This window comes from Pseudomonas sp. (genome assembly GCF_002796985.1).
Lineage (GTDB): Bacteria > Pseudomonadota > Gammaproteobacteria > Pseudomonadales > Pseudomonadaceae > Pseudomonas.
Genome location: NZ_PEKX01000016.1, coordinates 66,912 through 88,139 on the forward strand (window position 1 = coordinate 66,912; position 21,228 = coordinate 88,139).

At 63.9% G+C, this 21,228-nt stretch carries 22 protein-coding genes and 1 pseudogene; 14 read left to right on the forward strand and 9 right to left on the reverse strand.

What is annotated here, in order from left to right; genetic code table 11:
- Positions 1 to 21: 21 nt before the first annotated feature.
- On the reverse strand, positions 22 to 318 hold the full coding sequence (locus CTR55_RS19645) for a hypothetical protein (protein ID WP_296288591.1): 297 nt from the start codon (positions 316 to 318) through the stop codon (positions 22 to 24).
- Positions 319 to 533: 215 nt separating this feature from the next.
- Between CTR55_RS19645 and gdhA the strand changes: the two genes are divergently transcribed.
- Entirely contained in the window at positions 534 to 1,868 is a 1,335-nt protein-coding gene (gdhA, locus tag CTR55_RS19650) for an NADP-specific glutamate dehydrogenase (RefSeq protein WP_296288592.1), read from the forward strand.
- Between the two features lie 159 nt (positions 1,869 to 2,027).
- Here gdhA and CTR55_RS19655 read toward each other — a convergent pair whose 3' ends face one another.
- The 3 genes from CTR55_RS19655 to CTR55_RS19665 all read right to left on the reverse strand — a co-directional run bounded on the left by CTR55_RS19655 (position 2,028) and on the right by CTR55_RS19665 (position 5,076).
- The gene (locus tag CTR55_RS19655) at positions 2,028 to 3,059 is read right to left on the reverse strand and encodes a cytochrome-c peroxidase (RefSeq protein WP_296288593.1); all 1,032 of its coding nucleotides are present in this window, start codon (positions 3,057 to 3,059) and stop codon (positions 2,028 to 2,030) included.
- Positions 3,060 to 3,181: 122 nt separating this feature from the next.
- On the reverse strand, positions 3,182 to 3,541 hold the full coding sequence (locus CTR55_RS19660) for a hypothetical protein (RefSeq protein WP_296288595.1): 360 nt from the start codon (positions 3,539 to 3,541) through the stop codon (positions 3,182 to 3,184).
- 314 nt (positions 3,542 to 3,855) lie between these two features.
- Complete coding sequence (locus CTR55_RS19665) at positions 3,856 to 5,076, reverse strand: RtcB family protein (protein ID WP_296288597.1); 1,221 nt, start codon at positions 5,074 to 5,076, stop codon at positions 3,856 to 3,858.
- Between the two features lie 304 nt (positions 5,077 to 5,380).
- Between CTR55_RS19665 and CTR55_RS19670 the strand changes: the two are divergent.
- A pseudogene (locus CTR55_RS19670) lies at positions 5,381 to 5,560 on the forward strand (sigma 54-dependent transcriptional regulator); the annotation flags it as partial.
- A gap of 13 nt (positions 5,561 to 5,573) precedes the next feature.
- Here the strand turns inward: CTR55_RS19670 and CTR55_RS19675 are convergent.
- The gene (locus CTR55_RS19675) at positions 5,574 to 7,439 is read right to left on the reverse strand and encodes a DUF4105 domain-containing protein (RefSeq protein WP_296288601.1); all 1,866 of its coding nucleotides are present in this window, start codon (positions 7,437 to 7,439) and stop codon (positions 5,574 to 5,576) included.
- Between the two features lie 61 nt (positions 7,440 to 7,500).
- A complete protein-coding gene (locus CTR55_RS19680; RefSeq protein WP_296288602.1) occupies positions 7,501 to 7,989 on the reverse strand; it encodes a DUF3015 domain-containing protein in 489 nt (162 codons plus the stop codon).
- Between the two features lie 229 nt (positions 7,990 to 8,218).
- Here CTR55_RS19680 and CTR55_RS19685 point away from each other — a divergent pair, with 229 nt between their 5' ends.
- From CTR55_RS19685 to CTR55_RS19710, 6 genes are all read left to right on the forward strand, one after another.
- Complete coding sequence (locus CTR55_RS19685) at positions 8,219 to 8,542, forward strand: TraR/DksA family transcriptional regulator (RefSeq protein WP_296288605.1); 324 nt, start codon at positions 8,219 to 8,221, stop codon at positions 8,540 to 8,542.
- A gap of 96 nt (positions 8,543 to 8,638) precedes the next feature.
- Complete coding sequence (locus CTR55_RS19690; RefSeq protein WP_296288607.1) at positions 8,639 to 11,146, forward strand: ATP-binding protein; 2,508 nt, start codon at positions 8,639 to 8,641, stop codon at positions 11,144 to 11,146.
- Between the two features lie 147 nt (positions 11,147 to 11,293).
- Positions 11,294 to 11,635 (forward strand): hypothetical protein, encoded by a 342-nt coding sequence (locus tag CTR55_RS19695; protein ID WP_024763074.1) that lies wholly within the window; start codon positions 11,294 to 11,296, stop codon positions 11,633 to 11,635.
- Positions 11,636 to 11,835: 200 nt separating this feature from the next.
- Positions 11,836 to 12,330 (forward strand): TIGR00645 family protein, encoded by a 495-nt coding sequence (locus CTR55_RS19700; RefSeq protein WP_296288609.1) that lies wholly within the window; start codon positions 11,836 to 11,838, stop codon positions 12,328 to 12,330.
- 126 nt (positions 12,331 to 12,456) lie between these two features.
- On the forward strand, positions 12,457 to 12,753 hold the full coding sequence (locus CTR55_RS19705; protein WP_296288611.1) for a DUF6482 family protein: 297 nt from the start codon (positions 12,457 to 12,459) through the stop codon (positions 12,751 to 12,753).
- 113 nt (positions 12,754 to 12,866) lie between these two features.
- Positions 12,867 to 13,484 carry an FKBP-type peptidyl-prolyl cis-trans isomerase gene (locus tag CTR55_RS19710; RefSeq protein ID WP_296288613.1) on the forward strand — a complete coding sequence of 206 codons (618 nt, stop codon included), beginning with the start codon at positions 12,867 to 12,869 and terminating at the stop codon, positions 13,482 to 13,484.
- Positions 13,485 to 13,709: 225 nt separating this feature from the next.
- Here the strand turns inward: CTR55_RS19710 and CTR55_RS19715 are convergent, their stop codons facing one another.
- Together CTR55_RS19715 and CTR55_RS19720 are read right to left on the reverse strand one after the other, a co-directional pair.
- Entirely contained in the window at positions 13,710 to 13,934 is a 225-nt protein-coding gene (locus CTR55_RS19715) for a hypothetical protein (protein WP_296288615.1), read from the reverse strand.
- Between the two features lie 169 nt (positions 13,935 to 14,103).
- Positions 14,104 to 15,072 (reverse strand): polyprenyl synthetase family protein, encoded by a 969-nt coding sequence (locus CTR55_RS19720; RefSeq protein ID WP_296288617.1) that lies wholly within the window; start codon positions 15,070 to 15,072, stop codon positions 14,104 to 14,106.
- Between the two features lie 241 nt (positions 15,073 to 15,313).
- Between CTR55_RS19720 and rplU the strand changes: the two genes are divergently transcribed.
- The 5 genes from rplU (at position 15,314) to CTR55_RS19745 (ending at position 18,950) form a co-directional block, all read left to right on the forward strand.
- On the forward strand, positions 15,314 to 15,625 hold the full coding sequence (rplU, locus tag CTR55_RS19725; protein WP_138212169.1) for a 50S ribosomal protein L21: 312 nt from the start codon (positions 15,314 to 15,316) through the stop codon (positions 15,623 to 15,625).
- A gap of 40 nt (positions 15,626 to 15,665) precedes the next feature.
- Complete coding sequence (rpmA, locus tag CTR55_RS19730) at positions 15,666 to 15,923, forward strand: 50S ribosomal protein L27 (protein WP_017521622.1); 258 nt, start codon at positions 15,666 to 15,668, stop codon at positions 15,921 to 15,923.
- Positions 15,924 to 16,082: 159 nt separating this feature from the next.
- Complete coding sequence (gene cgtA / locus CTR55_RS19735; protein ID WP_296288620.1) at positions 16,083 to 17,303, forward strand: Obg family GTPase CgtA; 1,221 nt, start codon at positions 16,083 to 16,085, stop codon at positions 17,301 to 17,303.
- A 61-nt stretch (positions 17,304 to 17,364) separates the two neighbouring features.
- Positions 17,365 to 18,483: a glutamate 5-kinase gene (proB, locus tag CTR55_RS19740; RefSeq protein WP_296288622.1), complete on the forward strand. Its 1,119-nt coding sequence runs from the start codon at positions 17,365 to 17,367 to the stop codon at positions 18,481 to 18,483.
- An 11-nt stretch (positions 18,484 to 18,494) separates the two neighbouring features.
- Complete coding sequence (locus CTR55_RS19745; protein ID WP_296288624.1) at positions 18,495 to 18,950, forward strand: CreA family protein; 456 nt, start codon at positions 18,495 to 18,497, stop codon at positions 18,948 to 18,950.
- Between the two features lie 145 nt (positions 18,951 to 19,095).
- Here the strand turns inward: CTR55_RS19745 and rpsT are convergent, their stop codons facing one another.
- Complete coding sequence (gene rpsT, locus CTR55_RS19750; RefSeq protein WP_009617555.1) at positions 19,096 to 19,365, reverse strand: 30S ribosomal protein S20; 270 nt, start codon at positions 19,363 to 19,365, stop codon at positions 19,096 to 19,098.
- A gap of 252 nt (positions 19,366 to 19,617) precedes the next feature.
- On the opposite strand from rpsT, the gene murJ reads away from it, so the two are divergent.
- On the forward strand, positions 19,618 to 21,156 hold the full coding sequence (murJ, locus tag CTR55_RS19755; RefSeq protein WP_296288626.1) for a murein biosynthesis integral membrane protein MurJ: 1,539 nt from the start codon (positions 19,618 to 19,620) through the stop codon (positions 21,154 to 21,156).
- The last annotated feature ends 72 nt before the right edge of the window (positions 21,157 to 21,228 follow it).

Below are 21,228 nucleotides of genomic sequence, written 5' to 3' on the forward strand. Positions count from 1 at the left end.
CCGCGCGGTTTAGCGACGAGCTCAGCGGCTGCGCTTGAGATCGTCCACGGTACGGCGCTGTTCCTCCAGCTGGCGCTGCAATGTGTCGATTTGCCGCGCCTGGTCCTGCAGCGTGCGTTGCTGCTCTTCCAGTTGGCGTGACATGCGCTGCAGGTCGTCGGTGCTGAACGTCGACTTGTGGATCACTTCGCTGTCGAATGTATCCGCCACCACCAGCGCGCCGGACTCGGTGAAGTTGCCGAGTTTCATGGCTCCGTGAGCGGGGAGGGCGAGGGTGCAGGTGAGGGCGGCGAGAAGCGCGAATGGGCGTACGAGCATCGGGATCGTCCTGATGGGATAAGTGGTTGAGTGCAACTACCTATTGATTTTGTATACAAAAATCTGTTTTTCTGCCCGTCCGGCAGAAGTGGGATTTATATTTTTGCACCATAAAGATTCATAAAAGCGTCACGCTGCACTATCTGGGAGCGGCGTGGATTGTTAGAGTCTGCCGGCAAAAAGCATCACATAATCAGAAAAGTACCGGTGTAGACATGACGCAATCCGTTGACTCGTTCCTCGAGCGCCTCAAGCGGCGCGACCCCGACCAGCCCGAATTCCACCAGGCGGTGGAAGAAGTGCTGCGCTCCCTCTGGCCCTTCCTCGAAGCCAACCCGCATTACCTGCAGGCTGGCATCGTCGAACGCATCGTCGAGCCTGAACGCGCGATCCTGTTCCGCGTTCCGTGGGTGGATGATGCCGGACGAGTTCGGGTCAACCGCGGCTTCCGCATCCAGATGAGCAGCGCCATCGGCCCGTACAAGGGCGGCCTGCGCTTTCACCCCTCGGTGAACCTGGGCGTGCTGAAGTTCCTGGCCTTCGAGCAGGTCTTCAAGAACTCCCTGACCTCGCTGCCCATGGGCGGCGGCAAGGGCGGTTCGGACTTCGATCCCAAGGGCAAGAGCGACGCCGAAGTCATGCGCTTCTGCCAGTCGTTCATGAGCGAGCTGTTCCGCCACGTCGGCGCGGACCTCGACGTGCCGGCCGGCGACATCGGCGTGGGCGCCCGCGAGATCGGCTACCTGTTCGGCCAGTACAAGCGCCTGTCCAACGAGTTCACCTCGGTGCTGACCGGCAAGGGCATGTCCTACGGCGGCAGCCTGATCCGCCCGGAAGCCACCGGCTACGGCTGCGTGTACTTCGCCCAGGAAATGCTCAAGGCGCGCGAGAGCGGCTTCGACGGCCAGCGCGTGGCCATCTCCGGTTCCGGCAACGTGGCCCAGTATGCCGCGCAGAAGGTCATGGAACTGGGCGGCAAGGTGATCTCGCTGTCTGATTCCGAAGGCACCCTGTTCATCGAGGCTGGCCTGACCCTGGAGCAGTGGGAAGCTGTCATGGAGCTGAAGAACGTCCGTCGTGGCCGTCTCAGCGAAATGACCGGCCCCGGCCTGCGCTTCATTGCCGGCGAGCGTCCGTGGTCGCTCGCCTGCGATATCGCGCTGCCCTGCGCCACCCAGAACGAGCTGGACGCCAACGACGCGCGCACCCTGCTGGCCAACGGCTGCATCTGCGTGGCTGAAGGCGCGAACATGCCGTCGACCCTGGAGGCTGTGGATATCTTCCTCGAAGCCGGCATCCTCTACGCACCGGGCAAGGCCTCCAACGCCGGCGGCGTCGCCACCAGCGGCCTGGAGATGAGCCAGAACGCCATGCGCCTGCTGTGGACCGCCGGTGAAGTCGACCAGCGCCTGCACGGCATCATGCAGAACATCCACCATGCCTGCGTCGCCTACGGCGAGGAGAATGGCCGGATCAACTACGTGAAGGGCGCCAACATCGCCGGCTTCGTGAAAGTCGCCGATGCGATGCTGGCCCAGGGCGTGGTCTGACCACACTCCCTGCATGAAGAACGGGCCCGATGGGCCCGTTTTTTTTGGCCCGCGCGAGTTTTTCGTAGGAGCGAGCTTGCTCGCGAACTGGCGAGACTCCGCTGCTCTGTTCTTCGCGAGCAAGAGCCAGGCGCCTCCCGCGTTCCTACAGGTCCGTCGTCAATCCACCGGTTTTGGCGTGCTCGCGGTGCTCGGCGGCAGCAGCGGGTACTCCACTTTCGGCTGCTTGCCGGTGACGGTCTTGAGGAAGGCGACGATGTCGCCGACTTCCTCGGCGTTGAGCTGCTTGCCCAGTTGCGCGGTGCCCATGATCGCCACTGCTTCCTCCAGGTCCCAGACCTTCCCGCTGTGGAAGTACGGCGCGGTGAGGGCGATGTTGCGCAGCGGGGCGGCGCGGAACACGTATTCGTCGTTCTGCGTCTTGGTTACCTCGAAGCGCCCCTTGTCACCGACGGGCAGGATCTTGCTGTCAGGCTTCTTCACCAGGCCGAACGGGAAGTAGGCCTGGCCGCCCAGGTTCACGCCGTTGTGGCAGCTGATGCAGCCTGAGCTCATGAAAGTCTGCAGGCCCTTTTTCTCCTTCGCGTCGAGGGCGTTGTCGTCCCCCTTGAGGTAGAGATCGAAGCGCGAGTCCGGGGTGATCAGAGTCGACTCGAAGGCCTGCAGCGCGCGGGCCATGTTGTCGAAGCTGGTCGGCTGCTTGTCACCGGGGAAGGCCTTTTCGAAGGCTGCGACATATTCCGGCATGCTCCTGAGCGTGGCCTCGACGTTCTTCGGCGTGTTGTGCATTTCCACTGGGTTCTGCACGGGGCCCTTGGCCTGTTCTTCCAGGTCCTTGGCGCGGCCATCCCAGAACTGCGCGACGTTGAACACCGCGTTGAACACGGTGGGCGAGTTGCGCGCGCCCTTCTGCCAGGCGTGGCCGCTGGAAGCCGGCACGTTGTCGGCGCCACCGGTGCCGATGTTGTGGCAGGTGTTGCAGCTGATCACGTGGCTGGCGGACAGGCGCGGCTCGAAGAACAGTTGCCGGCCCAGCTCGATCTGGTTGGGGTCGAGCTTGTCGCTGGCCTGCTCAGGAATGGGCTTGAAGATACTGTTGGCGTTGTCGCGCAACGTGCCGGTATCGGCGTGGGCCGCTGCCGTGGTCATGGCGAGCAACAGGCTGCTCAGGGCCAGTTTGATGGACTGCATATGGGGTCTCCTTGTCTCAGGCTTTGGTTTCTTCTGAGGTCAAGGAGAGGCCAGCGGGAGAGGCGCCGGCTTGACCGAAATCAAGCGGGCGTCCGCCCCGTCTGCGGAATGTTGCCGCAGTCTCAGTTTCCCCGCAGGGCGTGGCTGAGCGCGCGGTCCTTTTCCTGTTCCCAGTCGCGGTCCCGGTCGCTGTTGCGCTGTTCCTCGTACCGCTGGCGCTCCTGGCTCACGCGCATGGCCTGGCACTGCTGGAAACCGTCGTTCCAGCCCAGCGCGTACTTCGCCTCGTCCAGGTAGCGCGAGACGTTCTTGCGGAACTCGCCGGTGATGGCTCCGGCGGCCTGGCGCCCGCTGCCGCAGCCGTCGTCATAGCCATCGGCATAGGCGGGCGGGTAGCCCTGGGCGATGAGGGTTTCGTGGGTGGTTTCGCAGCCGGCGAGCAGCGCGGCGCAGAGCAGGACGAGGGCGGCGCGCTGCGCCATGGAGACTCCCGTGTGCCGGTGAGGCGGGCACACGCGCCGGAAGAGATGGCGCCACTCGAGGTGACAGGGCGCGACTCTATTGGGCGGCTCGTGAGGAAAGCGTCAAGCCGGCGTGACGCGGATGTGCTGGCCAGCTGCCGGCCCTGCCGTGCAGCCGATCTGCACCGGCAGGAAGGCTTCGATCACCGCGCGGTTGCATTACAGGTGATCGCTGAGTAGCGGCGTGGTGAAGCTGCTGCCGCCGCGCGCGCGGGCGTCAGGTGCTTGTTCATCTCTCGCTTCCTTGTCCTGCCGTCGAGGCGGCCCGCCTCAAACTATCCCTTCACGCACACCACCTGACGCAGGGTATGCAGTACTTCCACCAGTTCGCGCTGGGCGTCCATCACGGCGTCGATGTCCTTGTAGGCCATCGGGATCTCGTCGATCACGTCGGCGTCCTTGCGGCATTCGACGTGGGCGGTGGCACGAATCTGGTCCTCGACGCTGAACAGCTTCTTGGCCTTGGTGCGGCTCATGGTCCGGCCGGCGCCGTGGCTGCATGAGCAGAACGCCTCTTCGTTACCCAGGCCGCGAACGATGAAACTCTTCGCGCCCATCGATCCCGGAATGATGCCGAGCTGGCCCTTCTGCGCGGACACCGCGCCCTTGCGCGTCACCAGTATTTCTTCGCCGAAGTGGCGTTCCTTCTGCACGTAGTTGTGGTGACAGTTCACTGCTTCCAGGCTCGCCTCGAACGGCTTGCGGATGACCTGCCGCGCGGCGGCGATCACCGAGTGCATCATCAGCTCGCGGTTCTGTCGGGCGAAGTCCTGGGCCCAGCCCACCGCTTCCACGTAGTCGTCGAAGTGCTGGCTGCCTTCCTCGAAGTAGGCCAGGTCACGGTCCGGCAAGTTGGCGATGTGCTGGCGCATATCGGCCTGGGCCAGTTCGATGAACAGGTTGCCGATGGCGTTACCCACACCGCGCGAGCCGCTGTGCAGCATGAACCAGACGCGGTTGGCTTCGTCGAGGCAGACCTCGATGAAGTGGTTGCCGGTGCCGAGGGTTCCCAGGTGCTGGCGGTTGTTGGTCTTCGTAAGTTTCGGGTACTTGTCGGTGATCACCTTGAAGCGGCCGGCCAGCGCGCGCCACGCGTGGTCGGCGTGCTCCGGTACGTCCTCCCAGGCGCCCTGGTCGCGGCGGCCGAAGGTCTTGCCGTGGGGCACGGCCTTCTCGATGGCGGTGCGCAGGCCGTGCAGATTATCCGGCAGGTCCGAGGCCACCAGCGAGGTGCGCGCGGCGATCATGCCGCAGCCGATATCCACACCCACGGCGGCCGGAATAATGGCGCCCTGGGTGGGTATCACGCTGCCGATGGTCGACCCTTTGCCCAGGTGCACGTCCGGCATCACGGCCAGGTGCTTGAAGATGAAGGGCATCTTCGCGGTGTTCAGCAGTTGCTGCCGCGCCTCGTCCTCTACTGGCACACCCTGCGTCCAGAGCTTGATCGGTTTGCCGTTGGCGACTTCCAGCAGTTGGAAGGTCTTGGTGCTCATGCTTTGACTCTCTTCTGTGACGTGGCGATCCGGCCGGAAGCGGGTGGTGCCCGGTCATCGTGAATTCGCTTGTTCAATCGACAGGTGCGACAGCGTATCGCCGTTGTGCAGACCTGTCCTTTGCAGCCCTCGTATCACCACTGACGAGATCGGCGAACTGGGCCTGGACAAGCATCAATTCCACCGAGGAGAAGCGCTTCCTCCCGCAGGGAGCGGAGCGCGAAGTGGCAGTGACTTCCGGTTGATCGCAGGAACCCACTGCGACTCGCGCGAACGGGGGCAAGGGCTGTTCTGCGCGGATCGGTTCGACCGCCTGCAACGGCAAGCAGTGATCGACGTCTGCCGGCAGGCGCGCAGCCTGTCCGACGCCGGTCGCCAGTTGTTCGCCGTCTCGCGTCAGGAGAAGCAGAACCCCAACGACGCCGACCGCCTACGCAAGTACCTGGCGCGCTTCGGTCTGGATTGGACGTCGTTGAGGGACTGAGGCACCGCGCGCCTCAGTAGTGGTACCAGCGCAGCTCCAGCATCACTTCGTTGCGCGGGCTGGCCTCATGGCTGAACTCGCGCTGGGCCGACAGGCGCAGGCCGAGGTTGCGGCCCAGTTCCACCTGCTGGCCGAAGCTCAGCGTGCGGCGCACTTCGCCGTTGTGGAAGTAGTCGCCCTTGCCCTCGAGGCTGAGGTTGCCCAGCGGGTTGCTCCACAGCACGCCGGTATCGAAGCCCATGGCCGGGGCGATGGTGGCGGCGAAGTCCTGGTTGTTCTCGATGCGCGCGGTGCCCAGGGCGTAGGCCTGCAAGTCGTCGGTCAGCTTCCAGCTGCCGCCGGCGCCGCCATTGAGGTGGCCGACCAGGGTGTCGTGGTCGTTGTCGCTGTGCTTGCCGATCACCCGCTCCCAGCCACCGGCGACTTGCCAGGACAGCGGCTGCAGCAGCTCGTTGCGTGGCGTCATCGAGCGGATGGTGACCAGGTCCAGTTGCTGCAATTGCCAGCGGTTGCCTTCGTACTGACGCAGCTTGAGCTGGCCGATCTCGATCTGTGCGCCGAGGGGGAAGCCGTAGGCGTTGTCGTCGAGGTCGTGATAGGCCATGCGCAGGCCGTACTGGGCGAAGGCCTCGCCGTCGCGGCTGCCGGCGCCCAGTTGCCAGGTGCGCGACTCGTGGCCGTTCTCCGGCTGGCCGGGGCGTTCCACGTCCAGTGGCGGCGGCGGGTTGCGGTTGATTGCCTTGAGCAGGTTGTAGCTGCGCGCGGCGGTGGACTGGTCGCGTTCCTGGCCGGTGGCGCGGTAGCGCACCAGGCGGAAGGCGGTGTCCTGCACCAGTGCCTGGCGGTCGGCGGGCAGGGCGGCGAACTCGGGGCTCTGCAGCTGGCTGTCGTCATCGGCGATGTGGCGCGCCAGCACCTGCTCGTCGTGGCTCAGTGGCTCGCCACGGGCCAGCAGTTCGCGCTCGCGGGAGGGGCGGTAGTCCACCCGGTCGATCAGCCCGGCGTCCTTCACCGCGCGTACCGTGTCGGTGGGGATGGCGGTGAGCGGGAAGAGGTCGGTGAGCTCGATGCCGGGGCGGGCGATCTCCAGCAGCTCCAGCAGGCGGAACGAGCAGTTCTCGTCGAAGAAGAAGTACTTGAAGCGGATCTGCTTCAGCTCCCAGACGTGTTCGACCATGCGCGCGGTCTCTTCCGGCGTCAGGTTCAGGCGGTATTCCCAGAGGTCGCGGTTCTCCAGGCGGCTGTATTCGGAAAGCTTCTCGCGGTAGGGCACCAGGGCGAACAGGCCGGGGTAGCCGCCCATCAGGCCCTTCCAGGCGTAGAGGATGCTGTTGTCCATGCCCTCGATGAAGGCGCCGAAGTTGAGCGCGTAGCTGAGCAGGGCGGTGTTGTCGGAGTCGACATCGGCCTGGTCGATGCGCAGCAGGGTGTGGCCGAACATCGAGGACGGGCTGTTCAGGTAGGCGGCGGGGAACACCAGCACGGCGCTGTGCGGGTTGATGTCCTGGTACCAGGTGGTGAATTCCTTGCACTCCACCGTCGGCAGGTCATCGAGCTGCAACTGCTGGCGCAGCCAGCGGGTACGCGCCGGGTAGACGCACTGGGCGTGCTTGTCGCCGAGGCTGGCCGGGGCGTAGAGGGCCTTCACGGTGGCGGCCAGTTCGGATTCTGGATGGCGGTCTCCGTCTTTGGCGAGGAAGAACTTCGGGTCGTCGACGAAGCTGCGCCAGCCGCCGAGCTTGGCGTGTTCGTAGTGACCCAGCGCCAGCCAGTAGGGTTCGTTGGCCAGTGATTGCAGGCGTTGTGGGTCGGTCGCGGGCGAGGCCAGCAGTGGAGTGCAGGCGCACAGCGCCATCCAGGGCAACAGGCGTTTGAGCATCGAGTGGGCTACTGGAAGGGAAGGGGGAGCCCGCCGGGAGGTGGCGGGCTCGCGTGGGCCATCAGGCCTGTTCGGCGTACTTGGCCAGGGTGCTGTCCTGCTTCAGGACGGCCTGGGTGTTGGCATAGACGTCTTCGGCGGTGACGTCGGACTTGTTGAAGATCTGCGCGAAGTGCTCGTGGGTGACCTGGGCGAAGTGCGCGCGGTCTTCGGGCTTCACACCCAGTACCACGGCGTAGGTGGTCAGCGCTTCGCCGTCACCCTTGGCCATGTCTTCGGACAGCTCGTCCATCATGCTGCTGAGCACGATCATCGGCTTGCCGCTATAGGTCAGCGCGCCGTTGGTGTGGCAGCCGTTGGTGCCGGTGGTCATGCCGAAGGTGTTGTTGCCGCTGGTGCCGTTGGTGGTGGCGGCCAGGACGTGGGTCGCGGTGCCGCGCTGGCCCTTGAACAGCATGTTGCCCCAGCCGCAGCCGTCGCTGCCGGGGGCATCGGCGAGGGCGCTGAGGGAGGCGGTGGCGAGGAGGGTACCGAGCAGAATCCTTTTCATCGTTTTTCTCTCTTTTTGAGGTCGGGGACCGTTGAACAGCCGCTGACAGCCTAACAGCGCCTGCCAGAGCTTTTCTCCAATGCCTTGCGGGTGTCAAGGCAACCGCTGCCGCAGGCAGTATGGCCGAGCCGGCGGGAACGGCCTGGATAACCGGCAGTTGATCGGCATCAGCTGCGGAAGTCTTGGAACCGACCACACTTGAATCAGTTCCCCTTGTGAGGAAGTAGCCATGGTCGATTTCGATCCACGTCCGGCGCTGGACCAGTTGGCGGCCGAGTATTCCAAGCGTGCCCAAGCCATCCGCCGCGACCTCGGTCGCAGCCATTCTCCGGACTTTGCCGAACAGGCCCAGCAGCGGCAGAACGATGACGTGCTGCGCGCGCTGCTGGCCGAAGCGGACGCAGGCATGCGCCTGGTGGGCATGGCGCGCCTGCGCCTGGCCGATGGCACCTATGGCGAATGCGCGCGCTGCGGCGAGACCATCGAGGAGCGTCGCCTGCGCGCCTTGCCGGCGGCCGAGCATTGCCTGCGCTGCGCCGGTGAAGTGGACTGAAACTGTCACCAATACTGCCTTGCCAGTGGCGCGCGGGCGGCGCGAGAATGCGGACGAATCTCCGCGGCCTCGAGCCGCCCGAAGCAAGGACCTCCAATGCCCGATTCCGTTGCTGCCGGCCTGCGCCTGGCGCCCGATGAACTGACCCGCCCCTTCACCCCCGAACAGTTTCCCTTCAAGACCACCGAAGAACTGGAGCCTTTCCTGGGCGTGCTTGGACAGGAGCGCGCAGTCGAGGCGTTGCAGTTCGGCGTGGCGATGCCGCGTCCGGGTTACAACGTGTTCGTCATGGGTGAGCCCGGTACCGGACGCTTCTCTTTCGTGCAGCGCTACCTGAAGGCCGAGGGCAAACGCCTGCCGACACCGGCTGACTGGGTCTACGTCAATAATTTCGATGATTCGCGCGAGCCGCGGGTGATCGAACTGCCGCCGGGCAGCGGCGCCGAGTTCGGCACCGACATCGACCACCTGATCGACAACCTGCTCTCGACCTTCCCCTCGGTGTTCGAGAACCCGGCGTACCAGCAGAAGAAGAGCGCCATCGATCGCGCCTTCAACCAGCGCTACGACAAGGCCTTGGATACCGTCGAGCGCCTGGCGCTGGAGAAGGAAGTCGCCCTGTACCGCGACAGCGCCAACATCGCCTTCACCCCGATGAAGGACGGCAAGGCACTGGATGAAGCCGAGTTCGCCCAGTTGCCGGAAGAGGAGCGCGAGCGCTTCCACGCCGATATCGCCGACCTGGAGGAGCACCTCAACGAGGAGCTTTCCAGCCTGCCGCAGTGGAAGCGCGAGTCCAGCAATCAGCTACGCCAGCTCAACGAAGAAACCATCACCCTGGCGCTGCAGCCGCTGCTGGCGCCGCTGGTGGAGAAGTACAACAACAATTCCGGGGTCAGCACGTACCTGCAGGCCATGCAGCTCAACCTGTTGAAGACCGTGGTCGATCAACTGGTGGACGCCGAGCGCACCGACCCGCAGCGCAAGCAGAGCCTGGAAGAGCAGTACGCGCCCAACCAGGCGATCGGTCACCACGCCACCAGCGGTGCGCCGGTAGTGTTCGAATCGCACCCGACCTATGACAATCTGTTCGGCCGGATCGAATACGCCTCCGACCAGGGCGCGCTCTACACCAGCTACCGCCAGCTGCGCCCTGGTGCGTTGCACCGCGCCAACGGCGGCTTCCTTGTACTGGAGGCGGAGAAGCTGCTCGGCGAGCCCTTCGTCTGGGACGCCCTGAAGCGCGCGCTGCAGTCGCGTCAGCTGAAGATGGAATCGCCACTGGCCGAACTCGGCCGCCTGACCGCCATGAGCCTGACGCCCCAGGTGATCCCGCTGAACCTCAAGGTGATCATCATCGGGTCGCGGCAGATCTACTACACGCTGCAGGACCTGGACCCGGACTTCCAGGAGATGTTCCGCGTGCTGGTGGACTTCGACGAGGACATCCCGCTCGCCGAGGACAGCCTCGAACAGTTCGCCCAGTTGCTCAAGACCCGCACTTCGGAAGAGGGCCTGGCGCCGCTCAGCCGCGAGGCCGTGGCGCGCCTGGCGACCTATAGCGCTCGCCTGGCCGAACACCAGGGCCGCCTCTCCGCGCGCATCGGCGATCTGTTCCAGCTGGTCAGCGAAGCGGACTTCATCCGCCAGCTGGCCGGCCAGGAAGTGACCGACCTCGGCCACATCGAGCGTGCCCTGAAAGCCAAGGAAACCCGCACTGGCCGCGTGTCGGCGCGGATCCTCGACGACATCCTTGCCGGCATCATCCTGATCGACAGCGACGGCGCCGCGGTGGGCAAGTGCAACGGCCTGACCGTGCTGGAAGTCGGCGACTCCGCGTTCGGCATGCCGGCGCGCATCTCCGCCACGGTCTACCCAGGCGGCAGCGGCATCGTCGACATCGAGCGCGAGGTCAACCTCGGCCAGCCGATTCACTCCAAGGGCGTGATGATCCTCACCGGCTACCTCGGCAGCCGCTACGCCCAGGAATTCCCCCTGGAGATTTCCGCGAGCATCGCCCTGGAGCAGTCCTACGGCTATGTCGACGGCGACAGCGCCTCGCTGGGCGAGGTCTGCACATTGATCTCGGCCCTGTCGCGTACGCCGCTGCGGCAGTGCTTCGCCATCACCGGCTCGATCAACCAGTTCGGTGAAGTGCAGGCGGTCGGTGGGGTCAACGAGAAGATCGAAGGCTTCTTCCGTTTGTGCGAAGCGCGTGGCCTGACCGGCGAGCAGGGTGTAATCATCCCGCGCGCCAACGTCGCTACCCTGATGCTCGACGAGCGCGTGCTACAGGCGGTGCGTAACGGTCAGTTCCACATCTATGCGGTGCGCCAGGCCGACGAGGCGCTGAGCCTGCTGGTCGGCGAGCCAGCCGGTGCGCCGAATGCCAACGGCCACTTCCCCAAGGGCAGCGTCAACGCCCGTGTCGTCGAGCGCCTCAAGGAAATTTCCGAGCTGGGCATGGACGAAGAGGAAAAGGAAAAGTCGGCCAAGGAGCCCGTCGCCGCCAAGCCCGCCAGCAAGCCGAAGGCGGATAAGGTGCCGGCGGAAAAGGCTCCCGTAGAGAAAGAGCGCGCCCGCAAGAAGAAGGACGCCGACTGATTGCCGGCAGGGCAGGGGCGCCTCGGCTGCGCTCCTGTCCGCGCGTTTTACACTCCGTTGTCTGCAAGATGAGTGGATAAATCCGCGCTTTCGCGTGTCGGAACCTGGGTGTAGTCTCAATCCCAGGACAACCGCGAGGGTGCCGCCATGCCGCGTAACCTCTGCCTTATCCGCCCCTGTCTGGGGCTGACCACGCGCATCGAGTGCGAGATCAGGCCGCTGGCCGGAGAGAATGGACTCTGGACCTTGTTGTGCGCCGCCGGCATGTCCGGCGCGCAGCCTACCGCCATCAAGGCGCAGGGCCCTTTCTGCGGGCCTTTCGTGGCTGAAGGCGTGCTCGAAGCGATCTCCGACTGCCTGGCCCAGCAGGGCTACATCGTGGCAGACGATCCTCCCATCTGGCAGTTGCACCTGCAGGGCGAGTTGCGCCGTCTGAACGGCGAACGATCGCGCCATGTCGGCAACTTCCAGTTCCGCCCCGAGGGTTGAAGCGTTCAAGGCTGAGGGATTGCGCAGCCCCTGCACAATTCGCTGAAGGCTGCGGGGTGCCTGGTCGCTACGGTTTCATAGCGTGGCTGGCCACCTATTTATCCACAGACATATTTATCCATAGAAAGCCGGGATAACTCGCAAAAACCATCCGCTATACTGCGGCGGCCCCTTTTCCTGAGACCTTTCCTGCGAGCACCATGGAACGATTCGTCGAAAACTCCCTGTACGCCGCCCGCTGGCTGCTGGCGCCGATCTACATCGGCCTGTCGCTGGCCCTGTTGGCGCTGACCATCAAATTCTTCCAGGAAATCTTTCACATCCTGCCCAGCATCTTCTCCATCGCCGAGGCGGACCTGATCCTGGTGCTGCTGTCGCTGATCGACATGGCGCTGGTCGGTGGCCTGCTGGTGATGGTGATGTTCTCCGGCTACGAGAACTTCGTGTCGCAGCTGGACATCGACGAAGGCAAGGAAAAACTCAGCTGGCTGGGCAAGATGGACGCCACCTCGCTGAAGAACAAGGTGGCCGCGTCCATCGTGGCGATCTCCTCGATCCACTTGCTGCGCATCTTCATGGACGCCAAGAACATCGAAGACAACAAGCTGATGTGGTACGTGATCATGCACCTCACCTTCGTCCTCTCGGCCTTTGCCATGGGCTACCTGGACAAGGCCACGCGCCACGACCACTAAGGCTCCGCTGCGTTATCCACACCGCCCGGCCGTTGCAAAACGGACGGGCGGTTGCGTTTTCGGCTTGCGGTGAGCGCCTGCTGTACAAGACTTTTTGCGTGGATCAATCCGCAGGAGGTGCAGCATATGAATCTGCAGGAACTGACCAGCCGCTCGGTCGCCGGTGACATCGACGAGATCAACCTGGTCTCGCTGGAAGGCGACATCTATGTACTGGAAGCACGCATGGGCGCGCGCTTCTACCCGCTCCAGGACGAGGCCGGGCACGTCATCAGCGTGCGCTCCCTCGCCCATGCGCGGGAAGTGCTCCGGGCGTTGCCCAATGTCCCGTTTCATCTGGTGCATGCCGTGGTGCATGACGAGATGTGCGGTATGGACGATGAGCGCGACATCGGCGCGGGCGTGACCATCCCGTTGCACTGAGTCTGTAGCGCGGCGCTTGGCCCATCCCGCTGCGCGCGGCTCGTGCGGTGGGGGCGGCGGTGCATCTGTGCTAGGCTGGCGGCCCTTTTTTGAACCTCCAGCGGAGCGCCGCCATGAGCGAACTCAACCTTTCCACCGACGAAGCCCGCGTCAGCTACGGTATCGGCCGCCAGCTGGGCGACCAGCTGCGCGAGAACCCGGTTCCGGGCATGACCCTCGACGCCATTCTGGCCGGCCTCTCCGACGCCTACGCCGGCGCCGAAAGCCGTGTGCCGGACGAAGTCCTGTCCGCCAGCTTCCAGGTCATCCGCGAGCGCATGCAGGCCGAAGCCCAGGCCAAAGCCGAAGCCGCTGCCGGTGTTGGTCGCGAGTACCTGGTGGGAAATGCCAAGCGTGAGGGCGTGACTGTTCTGCCGTCCGGTCTGCAGTATGAAGTACTGGTCAGCGGCGAAGGCGCCAAGCCGTCCCGCGAAGACACCGTGCGTACCCACTACCACGGTACCCTGGTCGATGGCACCGTCTTCGACAGCTCTTACGAGCGCGGCCAGCCGGCTGAATTCCCGGTGGGCGGCGTGATCGCCGGCTGGGTCGAGGCCCTGCAACTGATGAACGCTGGCAGCAAATGGCGTCTGCATGTGCCGAGCGAGCTGGCCTACGGCGGCCAGGCTGTCGGCAGCATCCCGCCGCACAGCGTGCTGGTGTTCGACGTCGAGCTGCTGGAAATCCTCTGATTTCCAACGGTTCGCTGCGCAGTGCCATCCTTGGCGACTGCGCAGGAAAAGGGGCGCTCAGGCGCCCCTTTGTGCATCCGCCTCCCGGGCAGCGGAGCACCGACGGCGCATCCGGCGCCGGCGTAAACCTTCAGGTGCACCCGCTTTTGTAGGAGCGAGCTTGCTCGCGAACAGCCTTGCGCCAAGTCTGGAGGTTCGCGAGCAAGCTCGCTCCTACGAATACCTCTAGCGCAGCGCGCGGGCGTAACAGAACAGGAACAGGTTGCGCACCAGTTCCTTGAGCACCAGCGGTTCGCTGGTATTGAGCTCGGACAGATCCAGGCCGCCCTGTTCTCGCAGTTCATCCAGGGCCTCTTGCTCCAGCACTGCGCAGACTTCCCCGGTGTCCCGATGCAGGATGCGCAGGTAGGGGTGCGGGCGATCCAGCCAGGCGTCGATCATGTAGGTCATGGCGCGTTCCTCCGTGCAAAGCGTTTAATGAGAATAATTCTTATTATCTCAATAGCAAGCCTGAATTGGAATTTTTTTGCATGGGCGATGATCTGTTGTTCCCGATCAAAAGACAGGCAACAAAAAACCCGCCGCGGCGAACCGGGGCGGGCTTTGCTGGAGCGCTGGATCAGTGCGTGCGGGCGACGGCGAACTCGGCCAGCTCGATCAGTGCGGCGCGGTACTCGTTGTCCGGCAGCGCCTTGAGGTAATCGATGGCGCGGGCGGCGTATTCGCGGGCCAGGTTGGCGGTGTAATCCAGCGCACCAGCGGCTTCGACGGCGGCACGGATACCTTCCAGATCCTGGCTGCCGCCCTGCTGGATGGCCTTGCGCACCAGCGCGGCCTGTTCCGGGGTGCCGTCGCGCATGGTGGCGATCAGCGGCAGGGTCGGCTTGCCTTCGGCGAGGTCGTCGCCGACGTTCTTGCCCAGGCTGGCGGCGTCGCCGCGGTAGTCGAGCAGGTCGTCCACCAGCTGGAAGGCGATGCCCAGGGCATCGCCGAACAGGCGCAGCGCCTCGGATTGCTCCGGCTGGGCGTTGGCCAGTGCGGCAGCGCTGTGGGTAGAAGCTTCGAAGAGCATCGCGGTCTTGCCGCGGATGACTTCCATGTAGGTTTCTTCGGTGGTGCTGGCGTCGCGGACCTTGGACAGCTGCAGTACTTCGCCTTCGGCGATCACGCGGGTGGCCTGGGAAATGATGCGCATGACCGGCATGGAGCCCAGCTCGACCATCATTTCGAAGGAGCGCGCATAAAGGAAGTCGCCCACCAGCACGCTCGGCGCGTTGCCCCACTGGGCGTTGGCGGTGGCGCGGCCGCGGCGCAGGCCGGAGGCGTCGACCACGTCGTCGTGCAGCAGGGTGGAGGTGTGCAGGAACTCGATGGTGGCTGCCAGCAGCTTCAGGTCATCGCCCGAATAGCCCAGGGCCTTGCCCGAGAGGAGCACCAGCAGCGGACGAAGACGCTTGCCGCCGGCGGAGATGATGTAGTCGCCGATCTTTTCCACCAGGGGAACGCGGGAAGTGAGTTGGCGACGGATAATGCCGTCGACGGCGGTGAAGTCGTCCGCCACCACGCGATAGAAAGCCTGGGGTTGCATTAAAGACAGCGCTCCTCGTAGATTGCGCGGCATGCTAGGTGGCGGGGTTGGGGCTGTCAAGGCAAGGCCCCGTGGGGCTTGATCCGCACTGGGGCTTTGCGTACAATCGCGGCCCCGAACTTCCCTGGCATATCCTGCCTTACGCAATTGCACGGGCGTCCTTTCCGGCCCCATGCAGCCATGCCGACCGATTCCTCTTTCTATAAAGCGTCGGGTGAGCAGGTCTAACGGAGACATCCAGATGTACGCAGTAATTGTTACTGGTGGCAAGCAATACAAAGTCACCGAAGGCGAATTCCTCAAGGTCGAAAAACTCGACGTTGCCACCGGCGAAGCGATCAACCTGGATCGTATCCTGCTGGTTGCCAACGGCGACGACGTCAAGATCGGCCTGCCGGTGGTAGAAGGCGCGAAAGTGACTGCAGAAGTGGTTTCCCACGGCCGTCACGATAAAATCCGCATCATCAAGTTCCGCCGCCGCAAGCACCACATGAAGCGTCAGGGCCACCGCCAGTGGTTCACTGAAATCAAAATCACCGGCATCCAGGCCTAATTCCTTTTTAGGCCTGTTTCCTGTTTAGGAGAATTGACTCATGGCACACAAAAAAGCTGGCGGTAGTACCCGCAACGGCCGCGACTCAGAAAGCAAACGCCTTGGCGTGAAGCTGTTCGGTAGCCAGGCTGTGAAAGCAGGCAACATCATCGTGCGTCAGCGCGGTACCCAGTTCCACGCTGGCTACGGCGTTGGCATGGGCAAGGATCACACCCTGTTCGCTAAAGTCGACGGCGTGATCAAGTTCGAAGTGAAAGGCGCCTTTGGCCGTCGCTATGTAAGCGTCGTCGCTGCCTAAGCGAGCCTTCACTGAAAAAGCCCTGTCTCGCGACGGGGCTTTTTTGTTTCTGGCGTTTCCAGGCGAGGTGCTGTCGGTTCGGGCGTTTGCGCGGACTTGGCTGTATCCTATGCTCCTTTTCTTATTTTCAACCCGCAGGTGCTGCGGGAGGCGTTCGCAATGAAATTCGTCGACGAAGTATCCATCCACGTGAAAGCCGGTGACGGCGGCAACGGCCTCATGAGCTTCCGCCGCGAGAAGTTCATCGAGAAAGGCGGTCCCAACGGCGGTGACGGTGGCGACGGTGGCTCGGTGTTCCTCCAGGCCGACGAGAACCTGAATACCCTGGTGGACTATCGCTACACCCGTCGTTTCGACGCCCAGCGCGGCGAGAACGGCGGCAGCAAGGATTGCACTGGTGCCAAGGGTGACGATCTCGTTCTGCCCGTGCCGGTCGGTACCACCATCATCGATGCCAATACCCAGGAAATCATCGGTGACCTGACCACTGCCGGTCAGCGCATCATGGTGGCTCAGGGTGGCTGGCACGGTCTGGGCAATACCCGCTTCAAGTCCAGCACCAACCGTGCGCCGCGCCAGACCACTCCGGGCAAGCCCGGCGATGCGCGTGATCTCAAGCTGGAGCTGAAAGTGCTGGCGGACGTCGGTCTGCTGGGCCTGCCGAACGCCGGCAAGAGCACCTTCATTCGCTCGGTCTCCGCGGCCAAGCCGAAGGTTGCCGATTATCCCTTCACCACCCTGGTGCCGAACCTGGGCGTGGTCAGTGTCGGTCGCTTCAAGAGCTTCGTGGTTGCCGACATCCCTGGTCTGATCGAGGGTGCTGCCGAAGGTGCCGGCCTGGGTATCCGCTTCCTCAAGCACCTGGCGCGTACCCGTCTGTTGCTGCATATCGTCGATATGGCGCCGCTGGACGAAAGCGACCCGGCCGATGCTGCCGAAACCATCGTGCATGAGCTGGAGAAATTCAGCCCGGCGCTGACCGAGCGTGATCGCTGGCTGGTGCTGAACAAGATGGACCAGATCCTCGAGCCCGAGGAGCAGGAGCGTCGCAAGCAGGCGGTGGTGGATCGTCTGGGCTGGGAAGGTCCGGTCTACGTGATCTCCGCCCTGGAGCGTAATGGTACCGAGGCGCTGAGCCAGGACATCATGAAGTACCTCGACGAGCGCACCCTGCGCATTGAGGAAGAGCCAGCCTTCGGCGAAGCCCTGGCGGCCCTGGATCAGCGCATCGAAGACGAGGCTCGCGCCCGTCTGCAGGCGCTGGATGATGCTCGTGCCCTGCGTCGCGCGGGTCTGAAGAATGCCGACGATGTGGATGACGATGATTTCGAGGATGACGAAGACGACGGCGATGGGCCGGAAATCTTCTACGTGCCTTGATCGGAACGGCGCCCGCCGGCCCGGATGAAACGTGTGAAGCCTGACTTCTAAGGTTGAGGGTATGCGTGAGAAGGTCACTGGCGCCAAGCGCTGGGTAGTCAAGATTGGCAGTGCGTTGCTGACCGCCGATGGTCGCGGTCTGGATCGCGACGCCATGGCGGTATGGGTCGAGCAGATGGTTGCGCTGCATTGCGCGGGCGTCGAGCTGGTGCTGGTGTCTTCGGGCGCCGTCGCGGCGGGCATGAGTCGCCTGGGTTGGGTTTCCCGACCTAGTGACATGCACGAGCTGCAGGCGGCCGCCGCGGTTGGGCAGATGGGGCTGGTGCAGGCCTGGGAGTCCAGTTTCGGCGTGCACGGCCTGCAGACTGCCCAGGTGCTGCTGACCCATGACGACCTGTCCGATCGCAAGCGCTATCTGAACGGGCGCAATACCCTGCGCACGCTGGTCGACCTTGGCGTGATCCCGGTGATCAACGAGAACGACACCGTGGTCACCGACGAGATTCGTTTCGGCGACAACGACACGCTGGCGGCGCTGGTGGCCAACCTGGTCGAGGCCGACCTGTTGGTGATCCTTACCGATCGCGACGGTATGTTCGACGCCGACCCGCGCAACAATCCCGATGCCCAGTTGATTTTCGAGGCTCGTGCCGATGATGCGGCGCTGGATGCGGTGGCTGGCGGTACTGGCGGCGCGCTCGGTCGTGGCGGCATGCAGACCAAGCTGCGTGCGGCGCGCCTGGCGGCTCGTTCCGGCGCGCACACGGTGATCGTCGGTGGGCTCATCGAGCGTGTGCTGGATCGCCTGCGTGTTGGTGAGCGTCTCGGTACGCTGCTGACTCCTGAGCAGAGTCGCAAGGCAGCGCGCAAGCAGTGGCTGGCTGGTCATCTGCAGATGCGCGGCACCCTGGTGCTGGATGATGGCGCGGTCAAGGCGGTCGCCCAGGACCACAAGAGCCTGTTGCCGGTCGGTGTGAAGGCTGTGCAGGGCAGCTTCCGTCGCGGCGAGATGGTGGTTTGCGTGGATCAGCGGGGGCGCGAAATCGCTCGTGGCCTGGCCAACTACAGCACGCTCGAAGCACAGAAGATCATTGGTCAGCCGACCGACTCCATCGAGGGCCTGCTCGGCTACATTGACGGCCCGGAATTGGTGCACCGCGACAACCTGGTGCTCGTCTGAGGGGGTTCTCCATGCGCAAGGGATTGATGGCGGCGCTGATGCTGCTGCCGGTGCTGGCCCGGGCCGACGTGGTCGGCGAGGTGTCGACCGTGTTCAAGTGGGTCGGGCCGAACGACAAGATCGTCGTCGAGGCTTTCGATGATCCGAAGGTGCAGGGTGTCAGTTGCTACCTGTCGCGCGCCAAGACTGGCGGCGTGAAGGGTGGCTTGGGCTTGGCGGAAGATCGCGCCGAGGCGTCGATCTCCTGTCGCCAGGTGGGGCCGATCCGCTTCGCGGGTGAACTCAAGGATGGCGAGGTGGTGTTCCAGCAGCGCACCTCGCTGGTGTTCAAGACCATGCAGGTGGTGCGCTTCTTCGACAAGAAGCGCAATGCGCTGGTCTATCTGGTCTACAGCGATCGGGTGATCGAGGGTAGTCCGCAGAATGCGGTGACGGCGATTCCGATCATGCCGTGGCCTGAGAAGTAAGAAAGAGAAGGGCGGGTGACCGCCCTTTCTTTTTGCCTGCAGGCTTCTCATCGGCGGAGAGGATGGCCTGTGGATAACGGTGCGCTAGGCAAATCGCAGGCAATAAAAAACCGGCCCTGAGGCCGGTTTTTCAAGAACGGAACGCTTACGCGGTGGCCAGGGCCTTCACGTGGGCGTTCAGGCGGCTCTTGTGGCGGGCGGCCTTGTTCTTGTGGATGATGCCTTTGTCAGCCATGCGGTCGATGACCGGTACGGCAGCAACCAGAGCGGCCTGGGCCTTCGGCAGGTCCTTGGCGTCGACTGCTTTGACTACGTTCTTGATGTAGGTACGAACCATGGAACGCAGGCTGGCGTTGTGGCTGCGACGCTTCTCAGCCTGTTTGGCGCGTTTTTTGGCGGAAGGTGTGTTGGCCACCGTCGAGCTCCTCGAAAAAAACTAGGGATGTTGCGAATAAATTAAGGCCGCGAATAATGCCGTCGCATCAAGGCCTTGTCAAGGGTATGGGCGGCCTCCGACGAGTGGTGCGACAGTCGCACGCTCTCCGGTGGATGGGGTGATTTATTCGCCCCACGGCCCTACACTGCTGCGCTTCGCCTGGCGGCCGAGCAATCGCTCTGGCCAGTGCCGTGCCCAGCAGGGGCGGCCATTCTACCAGTTCTGGACGCTATGAACCTACTCAAGTCGCTGGCCGCGGTCAGCTCGATGACCATGATCTCGCGGGTGCTCGGCTTTGTGCGCGACACGATAGTCGCGCGCATGTTCGGCGCTGGCATGGCCACCGACGCCTTCTTCGTCGCCTTCAAACTGCCCAACCTGCTGCGCCGGATCTTCGCCGAAGGCGCGTTCTCCCAGGCTTTCGTGCCGATCCTGGCCGAGTACAAGACCCAGCAGGGTGAGGAGGCGACCCGCACCTTCATCGCCTATGTGTCCGGCCTGCTGACCCTGATCCTGGCGCTGGTCACGGCGCTGGGCATGCTCGCTGCGCCCTGGGTGATCTGGGTGACGGCGCCCGGCTTCGTCGATTCACCGGAGAAGTTCGAACTCACCAGCTCCCTGCTGCGGGTGACCTTCCCTTATATCCTGCTGATCTCGCTGGCATCTCTCGCGGGGGCGATCCTCAATACCTGGAACCGCTTCTCGGTGCCGGCCTTCGTGCCGACCCTGCTGAACGTCAGCATGATCCTCTTCGCATTGTTCCTCACGCCGTACTTCGACCCGCCGATCATGGCGCTCGGCTGGGCGGTGCTGGCCGGCGGCCTGGCGCAGATGCTCTACCAGCTGCCGCACCTGAAGAAGATCGGCATGCTCGTGCTGCCGCGCATCAACCTGCGGGATTCCGGCGTCTGGCGCGTGCTCAAGCAGATGGGGCCGGCGATCCTCGGCGTCTCGGTCAGCCAGATTTCCCTGATCATCAACACCATCTTCGCCTCCTTCCTGGTCGCCGGCTCCGTGTCCTGGATGTACTACGCGGACCGCCTGATGGAGCTGCCGTCCGGCGTGCTGGGTGTGGCGCTGGGCACCATCCTGTTGCCATCGCTGGCCAAGACCTACGCCAGTGACGACCGCCACGAGTATTCGCGGTTGATGGACTGGGGGCTGCGCCTGTGTTTCCTGCTGGTGCTGCCGTGCTCCCTGGCCTTGGCGGTGATCGCCGAGCCGCTGACCGTCGCGCTGTTCCAGTACGGCAAGTTCAGCGCCCATGACGCCCTGATGACTCAGCGTGCGCTGATCGCCTATGCGGTCGGTCTGCTCGGCATCATCCTGGTGAAGGTGCTGGCGCCGGGTTTCTATGCCCGGCAGAACATCAAGACGCCGGTGAAGATCGCGTTGTTCACCCTGGTGTCCACCCAGTTGATGAACCTGGTGTTCATTGGCCCGCTCAAGCACGCAGGTCTTGCCCTGGCGATCAGCGTTGCCGCCTGCCTGAACGCCAGTCTTCTCTACTGGCAGTTGCGCAAGCACCAGCTATTCGAGCCACAGCCAGGCTGGGGCAAGTTCATCGGCAAATTAGTCGTCTCTGTACTGGTGATGTGCGCCGTGCTGATCGGCATGATGCACTTCATGCCAGCCTGGAATGAGGGCGGCATGCCGATTCGCCTGGTGCGCCTGGGCGCGCTGGTAGGCGGCGGCGTGGTTGCCTATTTCGGTATGCTGGCGATCCTCGGCTTCCGCCTGCGGGACTTCTCCCGCCGCGCGGTGCTGTAACCTTCGCCGGGCAAAGCATTGCATCCGTTTGCGGCGACGGCATTTTGCCTGTCGCACGGCAACGGGTGCAGG

Bases quoted from the DNA above. Each gene is read 5' to 3' on its own strand.
- CTR55_RS19655 (WP_296288593.1), bottom strand. From the start codon at position 3,059: ATGCAGTCCATCAAACTGGCCCTGAGCAGCCTGTTGCTCGCCATGACC.
- CTR55_RS19710 (WP_296288613.1), top strand. From the start codon at position 12,867: ATGAGCGAACTCAACCTTTCCACCGACGAAGCCCGCGTCAGCTACGGT.
- cgtA (WP_296288620.1), top strand. From the start codon at position 16,083: ATGAAATTCGTCGACGAAGTATCCATCCACGTGAAAGCCGGTGACGGC.
- CTR55_RS19705 (WP_296288611.1), top strand. From the start codon at position 12,457: ATGAATCTGCAGGAACTGACCAGCCGCTCGGTCGCCGGTGACATCGAC.
- CTR55_RS19660 (WP_296288595.1), bottom strand. From the start codon at position 3,541: ATGGCGCAGCGCGCCGCCCTCGTCCTGCTCTGCGCCGCGCTGCTCGCC.
- CTR55_RS19690 (WP_296288607.1), top strand. From the start codon at position 8,639: ATGCCCGATTCCGTTGCTGCCGGCCTGCGCCTGGCGCCCGATGAACTG.
- proB (WP_296288622.1), top strand. From the start codon at position 17,365: ATGCGTGAGAAGGTCACTGGCGCCAAGCGCTGGGTAGTCAAGATTGGC.
- CTR55_RS19695 (WP_024763074.1), top strand. From the start codon at position 11,294: ATGCCGCGTAACCTCTGCCTTATCCGCCCCTGTCTGGGGCTGACCACG.
- CTR55_RS19720 (WP_296288617.1), bottom strand. From the start codon at position 15,072: ATGCAACCCCAGGCTTTCTATCGCGTGGTGGCGGACGACTTCACCGCC.
- murJ (WP_296288626.1), top strand. From the start codon at position 19,618: ATGAACCTACTCAAGTCGCTGGCCGCGGTCAGCTCGATGACCATGATC.
- CTR55_RS19685 (WP_296288605.1), top strand. From the start codon at position 8,219: ATGGTCGATTTCGATCCACGTCCGGCGCTGGACCAGTTGGCGGCCGAG.
- CTR55_RS19745 (WP_296288624.1), top strand. From the start codon at position 18,495: ATGCGCAAGGGATTGATGGCGGCGCTGATGCTGCTGCCGGTGCTGGCC.
- rplU (WP_138212169.1), top strand. From the start codon at position 15,314: ATGTACGCAGTAATTGTTACTGGTGGCAAGCAATACAAAGTCACCGAA.
- CTR55_RS19665 (WP_296288597.1), bottom strand. From the start codon at position 5,076: ATGAGCACCAAGACCTTCCAACTGCTGGAAGTCGCCAACGGCAAACCG.
- CTR55_RS19680 (WP_296288602.1), bottom strand. From the start codon at position 7,989: ATGAAAAGGATTCTGCTCGGTACCCTCCTCGCCACCGCCTCCCTCAGC.
- gdhA (WP_296288592.1), top strand. From the start codon at position 534: ATGACGCAATCCGTTGACTCGTTCCTCGAGCGCCTCAAGCGGCGCGAC.
- CTR55_RS19645 (WP_296288591.1), bottom strand. From the start codon at position 318: ATGCTCGTACGCCCATTCGCGCTTCTCGCCGCCCTCACCTGCACCCTC.
- CTR55_RS19675 (WP_296288601.1), bottom strand. From the start codon at position 7,439: ATGCTCAAACGCCTGTTGCCCTGGATGGCGCTGTGCGCCTGCACTCCA.
- CTR55_RS19715 (WP_296288615.1), bottom strand. From the start codon at position 13,934: ATGACCTACATGATCGACGCCTGGCTGGATCGCCCGCACCCCTACCTG.
- CTR55_RS19700 (WP_296288609.1), top strand. From the start codon at position 11,836: ATGGAACGATTCGTCGAAAACTCCCTGTACGCCGCCCGCTGGCTGCTG.
- rpmA (WP_017521622.1), top strand. From the start codon at position 15,666: ATGGCACACAAAAAAGCTGGCGGTAGTACCCGCAACGGCCGCGACTCA.